Genomic DNA, 7289 nt, shown 5'->3' on the forward strand with positions numbered 1-7289 from the left:
TTTTAAATGTTTCGTAGTTATATTGAATAAAAGTTGCGACTTTGAACAAAAAAAAACAGGCATTCCGGTATTTGCTTTTCGATGTAGCTGGTAGCGCCCTGGCATGGACGTTATTCAATCTATACCGTAAAAGGGTAATTGAATCAAACCTTTTTGGTATTGACATTCGTTTCAACCCTGACTATAAGTTTTACCTAGGGCTTGTATTCTTTACTTTATTTTGGGTTTCGATGTTTGGCTTGGTTGGGCTTTACCACGACCCATACCGAAAGTCGAGGCTTCGGGAATTTGGAGCCTCCCTAACAATTACCATTATTGGAACCGTTGTGCTTTTCTTTGTTCTGCTGATTGACGATTACGTGGTAGCTTACCAGAACTACTACAAGATATTGCTGGCCATGTTTCTGCTTGTATTTGCGCTTACCTATATACCCCGACTTGTAATTACAACCCAAACCATTCACCGGATCCATAACAGAAAAATTGGCTACCCAACCATAATAGTAGGCAGTGGGAAAAAAGCCATGCAAACCTATAACGATATTAACTCAGAAAAAATATCGCAAGGATACAGAATTATTGGTTTTATCGATTTACCCAATGGCGTCAGGGTTGACCAATCGCTTATTTTGGGAAGTGTAAACAACATACCGGAAGTTGTTGCAAGATACGGAATAGAAGAGGTTATTCTTGCCATTGACAATGAAAGCCCACAAACGCTAACAACCGTTTTAAACCTACTTGTTCCGCTAAATGTAAACATCAAAGCAATACCTAGCATGTACGATATTTTGCTAGGGAAGGTAAAGCTGAATCGTATTATTGGGACCACCCTGGTAGATGTCTCGTTTGAGCCCATGCCTGCCTGGCAGGCAAACCTAAAGGAAATGCTGGACTACTTTATAGCCATTGTAGGTCTTTTGCTCTCAGCCCCAGTTGCGCTTATACTCATGGCTGTAATAAAAACAACATCAAAGGGCCCTGTTATTTTCAAACAGGAAAGGATTGGACAGCACGGTAAACCTTTTCATATATACAAGTTCAGGAGCATGTATGTTGATGCCGAGGCAAACGGACCCGCTCTTTCGAACCAAACCGACCCAAGAGTAACTCCTGTAGGTCGATTTATGCGCAAAACCCGGCTCGATGAGATTCCAAATTTCATCAACGTACTCAAAGGCGAGATGTCAATTGTTGGGCCACGCCCCGAAAGACAATTCTATATTGACCAGTTGGTAAAAGTTGCCCCCCATTACCTTCATTTACAAAAGGTAAAGCCTGGTATTACATCGTGGGGACAAGTAAAGTATGGCTATGCCGAAAATATCGAACAAATGGTAGAGCGGCTCAAGTACGACCTTTTATACTTAGAGAACATGTCGCTTTACATCGATTTTAAGATAATGATATACACCATACTAACCATTTTTAAGGGGAAGGGGGTTTAGTATCCCTTTAACTCAAATTTCTGGATAGCCCTATACTCTGGCCCTTGCGGTTTTAAAATGCTTTCGTAGAGCACCAGCTCCTTAACCTCTTGTACCTGGAATGATTTATTTCGGTATTGCTGAATTGCTGCATTCAACCTATCGGAATTGTGCATAAATTTTACTCTACCCAGGGTAAGATGCGGATTGAATTTTTCCTTATCATCGATAAAGTCAAACTCGCTCAAAACTTTATCAACTGAAAGTTTAAGTTCATTAAGCAACTTGGGGAAATCAACTCCCACCCAAATAACCCTTGGCGATGGGCGGCCAAAATAACCTATGCCTTTAAGGGTTATGCTAAACGGTTCAAATTTTTGTATGCTTGCTTTTAACATTTCACATATACTTGGGATTTGAGTGGAAGGGGTATCGCCTAGAAAGAAAATGGTAAGATGCATTATTGCCGGGTCAACCCATTTGATGCTATCGAGTTTATGATTGCGCTTCAACTCTTGAAGCAGGTTAATGATATTATCCTGAGGATTAACATCTATTGCCAAAAAAGTACGTTTAGTTTCCATGATGTTCCCATTTAGGTATTGTGTATAAATAAAAAACAAACTATCTTGTTTAGCAAATTTAAAACGTTTGCACTAATGGGAAACAATAAAAAATTTGCTGTAATACTTTCAGGTAGTGGCGTTTTTGATGGCTCTGAAATCCATGAGGCAGTCATGACCCTTTACGCCATAGCAAAACATGGTGCAACATACGAAATTTTTGCACCAAACATAAACCAGTATCACGTGATAAACCATATAGACGGAAGCGTGATGAACGAAAAAAGAAACGTGTTGGTTGAATCGGCTCGGATTGCCCGCGGTAAGATAAAACCCTTAAATGAGTTTAACCCTGAACTTTTTAATGCCCTCATTATTCCTGGTGGTTTCGGGGTTGCCAAAAACCTTTCCACCTGGGCCTTTGATGGGCCTAAGTGCAGCATACACCCTCAGGTGGAAGCAGCCATAAAAGGGATGCATAAGCTTAAAAAACCCATTGGAGCGCTGTGCATAGCACCCGTGCTACTTGCAAAAATTATTGGCAATGCCACTGTAACCATTGGGAAAGATACATCAACAGCTCAAGCAATTGAATCGTTGGGCGCCAAGCACCAACCAACCGGCCATGCACAGGTTGTTGTGGATGAGAAAAACATGCTGTTTACCACACCTTGCTATATGCTGGATGCCACTATTGTTGACATATCGAATGGAGCCAAGGCTGTTGTTTCAGAAATACTCAAATGGATTTAGCCATGAAAAAAATTGTTCTCCTTGTAGCAATTATAGCTGTAATGTTTAGCTACAGCTGCCTTAACCGGTGCGATGTTGATTGTGTTAATCCCCCATCGCCACTATGGCTTAAGGTTGTTGATAAAACAACACTCCAAAATTTAATAGCTGAAGGGTTTTACCACAGGGATACCATTAAAATCTACTATTTTGATGGTGCAACAAAAAAATACGCCAACATTTATTATGTTGGACCAGTTGGCCAAAACGATATAATACAAACTAATATTGCCATTCTACTACCCTTTGAGCAGCTCAACACGTTTTACCTATACCTTAACCAATACGATACCGATACCATACTGGTACGATACGTAAAGAGTAGCGATGGCTGCTGCACAGCCTACCCACTCGATTCAATTGCCATTAACGGAAAGTATGTTGATGTTGATAATGTAGACTACTCCTTCCTGATCAAAAAGTAAGCTTCTATATCAGCCCTTGCTCGTAAAGGAAGATTAGCTCATTGAGAATCTTATCCTCGCCCTGAGGGTCGAATTTGGTTTTGAGATTCGACCCAAAAAGGCGGGCAATGCCCTGCCAGAACGTGGCAGAAAAACCTCCTTTTAACTCCTTTACAAGCTCATATGAAGTACGCCCGGTTTCCCTGTCGATGAGTTTAATTAACATTTTTCCCTGCGATATGGTAAGCTTTGTCAAGTCCTTCTCAAACTGATTTCGGAGTTCCTTTTCCGCCCTGTCAATGTATTCCTTTTTCTCTCGGTAAGTTTTAAGGGTTTTCAAATTCTCATTTATTTCTAGTAACTTATACTTTGCAATTTGAGCGTAGGGATATGTTTTCTTAAGGTTGTATATCATTCTGTAATACTGGCTCATTTCTCTTCGGCTCTTAAAACGGCGTTTACCTACCTTAACAACATCTTCAATCTTGATATGGGGTACATACTCGCCATCGAGAATGATTGTAGGGTATAAGATAAGGCTATCAGTGGATGGGGCCTGTGCGCCAACATCCTTAACTGCAGCAGCAACCAGAAAAGCCACCAAGACAGTACCTGAAAATCTTTTCATTCCACCCCCTCGATTCTTATGCCAAAATTAATACCACATCAACCCTTAAACAACTATTATGCAAATTTCCTTCAAATTGTTTCAAAATTGTACTCAAAAATCAAAAAAGTAATTTATTTAACATACTGTATGTGAATTTATTAACACATTCAAGGTAATATTTTGATGTACTTTTGTTGTAGCTTATCGAAAACGTTTTCGAATGATGAGAAAGTGTTGAAATTGGGTTGTGCAATCCATGAAGCCCCAAAAAAGTTGAAATGGCTTTTAAAAGAATTTAGCTTGCACACCGAAAACCAATTTCTAAACCTAATTGAGTATGAAAAAAATCTTCGGAGTTATTAGTTTAATCCTTTGGTGCAGTAGCCTGCTCGCACAGGAAATTAATGTGAGCGGCACTGTCACATCGAGCGATGGCACAACTCTACCAGGGGTTACCATCGTGGTAAAGGAAAACCCTACAAAGGGTGCTATAACAGACGCAAATGGTAAGTACACCATAGGTGTACTGCCAAACCAAACATTAGAGTTCTCGTTTGTGGGAATGCAAACCCAAACTGTTCCCGTAGGCGGTAGAACTCAAATTGATGTTGTACTTCAGGAATCAACCCAAATGATTGAGGAGCTCATTGTGGTTGGTTACGGTGTACAAAAGAAAAGCTTAGTGTCGTCGTCGGTATCAAAAGTATCGAGCGAGGATATTGAGAAGGCTGCGCCTACACGGGTTGAGCAAGTTCTTCAGGGGAGAACTGCTGGTGTACAGGTAATAGCCAACTCAGGGCAACCTGGTGAAGGGTTCACGGTTCGCATCCGCGGCGTAGGCACTAACGGCACATCCGACCCCTTATACATTGTAGATGGTATGCCAGTAGGTGGAATTGACTACTTAAACCCAAACGATATCCAATCGGTTGAAATACTTAAGGATGCATCAGCATCGGCTATTTATGGTGCACGTGGTGCAAACGGTGTTGTTCTTATCACAACCAAACAGGGTCAGAAAGGTAAGTTCTCCGTTAACTACGATTACTCCATGGGCTACCAGAACGCATGGCGTAAAGTGTCGTTACTCAATGCCAAGGAGTATGCAATTATCATGAATGAGAGCTACGCAAACGACAACCGCCCCATTCCTTTCCCCGATGTTAATGCAGTTGTTCAGGCAGTAGGTAATGGCACCGATTGGCAGGATGAACTTTTTTACAAGAATGCTCCAACATACAACCACCAGTTCTCGGTTAGCGGAGGTAACGAAAATTCAACCTTCCTTTCATCGCTCTCCTACACTTACCAGGATGGTATAGTTGCCAAGGGTAAATCGAACTACGAGCGCTACACCTACCGTCTAAACTCAACCCATAAGATTGGCAAGTTCAGCATGGGTAACAACCTGGCATATACCAATAAGGTAACTCGTGGTATTGACCCCAACGCCGAATTTGGTGGTCCGCTAGCTAAGGCTGTAAATATGGATCCCATTACCCCAGTAAAAAACCCCGATGGAACATGGGGCATTTCAAACTATGCCACACAGGAAGTTGTTAACCCCGTTGCTTACCTTAGCGTTCTTAACTCAAACTACTCTGAAAACAAACTGGTAGGAAACGTTTGGGGTGAACTGGAAATTATTAAGGGATTAAAAGCAAAGACCAATTTTAGCATTGATTACGCTAACGGTTCAAGCCGTACATTTGTTCCGGTATACTTCCTTAGCGATATTGTAAAAGCCACCACATCGGAAGCCTCCGGTACTGTTAATAAATGGTTCACCTGGCAGAGTGAGAACACTCTTACCTACAACAACACCATTGGCCAACACAACTTTGCGGCCATGGTAGGTATGACAGCAAATAAATACTACCATGAGTATATTGGAGGTAAGAAAAACGATCTAATTTTTAATGATTTTGAGCATGCTTGGATTAATAACGGTACCGACGAAGACAGCTACCGCTCATGGGGTGGTGCCGATGAGCATGCCTTGCTTTCATACTTTGGCCGTGTAAACTACGACTTTGACGGTAAATATGTATTCGAGGGAGTATTAAGGGCCGACGGTTCCTCAAACTTTGGTTCAAATAATCGATTTGGATACTTCCCTGCATTCTCAGCCGGTTGGGTAATGTCCAAGGAAGAATTTCTGCAAGGTTTTACACCTTTATCGTTCCTGAAGCTACGCTTTGGCTGGGGCCGTAATGGTAACGAAGCTATTGGTGCTTTCAAGTACACTTCGCTAATAGGTTCAGGCAGCAAGTACACTTTTGGTACCGATGAGGTAATCACCCTTGGTTCAAATCCTGTAGGTATTTCGAATCCTGACCTAAAATGGGAGACCTCAGAGCAAACCAACGTAGGTGTTGATGCCCGTTTCCTTTCCGATAAGCTAACTTTTACTCTCGACCTTTACAATAAGAAAACTAAAGACCTGTTGGTTGTAGCACCAATACCCGGATATATTGGTAATGCCGCACCAACTGTAAATGGTGGTTCAGTAAGCAACAAGGGTATAGAGTTTGAACTGGGCTACAAAACCCTAATCAATGATTTAGGAATTAATGCAAACCTATCGGGTGCATACAACAAAAACGAAGTGCTTTCCATTAACAACAGCGAGGGTAAAATTTATGGTGCAGGACTTGCTGTAGGTATGTACAATATTTGCGTAATGGAAACTGGATACCCAATTGCCTATTTCTGGGGTTATAAAACTGCGGGAGTATTCCAAAACGAGCAACAAATTCAAAACTATAAGTCATCGGATGGTACAGTAATTCAGCCCAACGCTAAACCTGGCGACCTGATTTGGGTTGATAAAAACGATGATGGTACTATTGACGATAAAGACCGTACCATGATAGGCAACCCCTACCCTGACTTCACGCTTGGTATCAATTTAGGGTTAACCTACAAGGATTTCGATTTTAACATGTTCTGGTATGGTGCATTTGGTCAGGAGATTTTCAAAGGAACACGCCGTTACGACCTGCCCATGTCGAACTGGGATGCCTCAGTTCTTGAACGCTGGACCGGCGAAGGCACAAGCAATTCACACCCACGCGTAACCATTAATGACCCCAACCAGAACTACTTCAGAGTTTCCGATTTCTATATTGAGGACGGTTCGTTCCTCCGCCTGAAGAACATAACCCTGGGCTACACACTTCCTCAAAAGTTCAGCCAAAAGGTAAAAATTTCAAAGTTGCGTATTTATGCCACTGCGGTTAACCTATTAACATTCACCAAGTATTCAGGTTTTGATCCCGAAATTGGTGCAAAGTGGGCCCTTGACGTTGGAATCGACCGAAATATCTACCCACAGCCAAGAACTTTCATGTTTGGAGTAAACCTGAGTTTCTAACCTAAACCGGTACAATGAGTATGAGAAAAATTAAAAATATATCACTACTGAACGACTAAAAAAAATAGGGGCTATTTCCCGAAGGATTCACCCCAAGTTGTAAGTTTGTTTTTGCGA

Annotated in this window: 6 protein-coding genes; 4 read left to right on the plus strand and 2 right to left on the minus strand. The window is 41.6% G+C overall.

Features of this window, described 5'->3' with window-relative positions:
- The first annotated feature begins 41 nt into the window (after positions 1–41).
- Entirely contained in the window at positions 42–1448 is a 1407-nt protein-coding gene (locus WHS63_RS05710; protein WP_445204268.1) for a sugar transferase, read from the plus strand.
- Here the strand turns inward: WHS63_RS05710 and thpR are convergent.
- Positions 1445–2011 carry an RNA 2',3'-cyclic phosphodiesterase gene (gene thpR / locus WHS63_RS05715; protein ID WP_445204269.1) on the minus strand — a complete coding sequence of 189 codons (567 nt, stop codon included), beginning with the start codon at positions 2009–2011 and terminating at the stop codon, positions 1445–1447. The genes WHS63_RS05710 and thpR overlap by 4 nt on opposite strands.
- A gap of 75 nt (positions 2012–2086) precedes the next feature.
- On the opposite strand from thpR, the gene elbB reads away from it, so the two are divergent.
- A complete protein-coding gene (elbB, locus tag WHS63_RS05720; protein WP_445204270.1) occupies positions 2087–2743 on the plus strand; it encodes an isoprenoid biosynthesis glyoxalase ElbB in 657 nt (218 codons plus the stop codon).
- A 2-nt stretch (positions 2744–2745) separates the two neighbouring features.
- Complete coding sequence (locus WHS63_RS05725) at positions 2746–3207, plus strand: hypothetical protein (protein ID WP_445204271.1); 462 nt, start codon at positions 2746–2748, stop codon at positions 3205–3207.
- Positions 3208–3211: 4 nt separating this feature from the next.
- Here WHS63_RS05725 and WHS63_RS05730 read toward each other — a convergent pair whose 3' ends face one another.
- Positions 3212–3814 (minus strand): DUF4294 domain-containing protein, encoded by a 603-nt coding sequence (locus WHS63_RS05730; RefSeq protein ID WP_445204272.1) that lies wholly within the window; start codon positions 3812–3814, stop codon positions 3212–3214.
- A 319-nt stretch (positions 3815–4133) separates the two neighbouring features.
- Between WHS63_RS05730 and WHS63_RS05735 the strand changes: the two genes are divergently transcribed.
- Positions 4134–7172, plus strand: coding sequence for a SusC/RagA family TonB-linked outer membrane protein (locus tag WHS63_RS05735; protein WP_445204273.1), 3039 nt, complete (start codon positions 4134–4136; stop codon positions 7170–7172).
- Positions 7173–7289 lie beyond the last annotated feature (117 nt).

This window comes from Tenuifilum sp., assembly GCF_037481895.1.
GTDB classification, from domain to species: Bacteria; Bacteroidota; Bacteroidia; order Bacteroidales; family Tenuifilaceae; genus Tenuifilum; species Tenuifilum osseticum.

Bases quoted from the DNA above. Each gene is read 5' to 3' on its own strand.
- thpR (WP_445204269.1), bottom strand. From the start codon at position 2,011: ATGGAAACTAAACGTACTTTTTTGGCAATAGATGTTAATCCTCAGGAT.
- elbB (WP_445204270.1), top strand. From the start codon at position 2,087: ATGGGAAACAATAAAAAATTTGCTGTAATACTTTCAGGTAGTGGCGTT.
- WHS63_RS05725 (WP_445204271.1), top strand. From the start codon at position 2,746: ATGAAAAAAATTGTTCTCCTTGTAGCAATTATAGCTGTAATGTTTAGC.
- WHS63_RS05730 (WP_445204272.1), bottom strand. From the start codon at position 3,814: ATGAAAAGATTTTCAGGTACTGTCTTGGTGGCTTTTCTGGTTGCTGCT.
- WHS63_RS05735 (WP_445204273.1), top strand. From the start codon at position 4,134: ATGAAAAAAATCTTCGGAGTTATTAGTTTAATCCTTTGGTGCAGTAGC.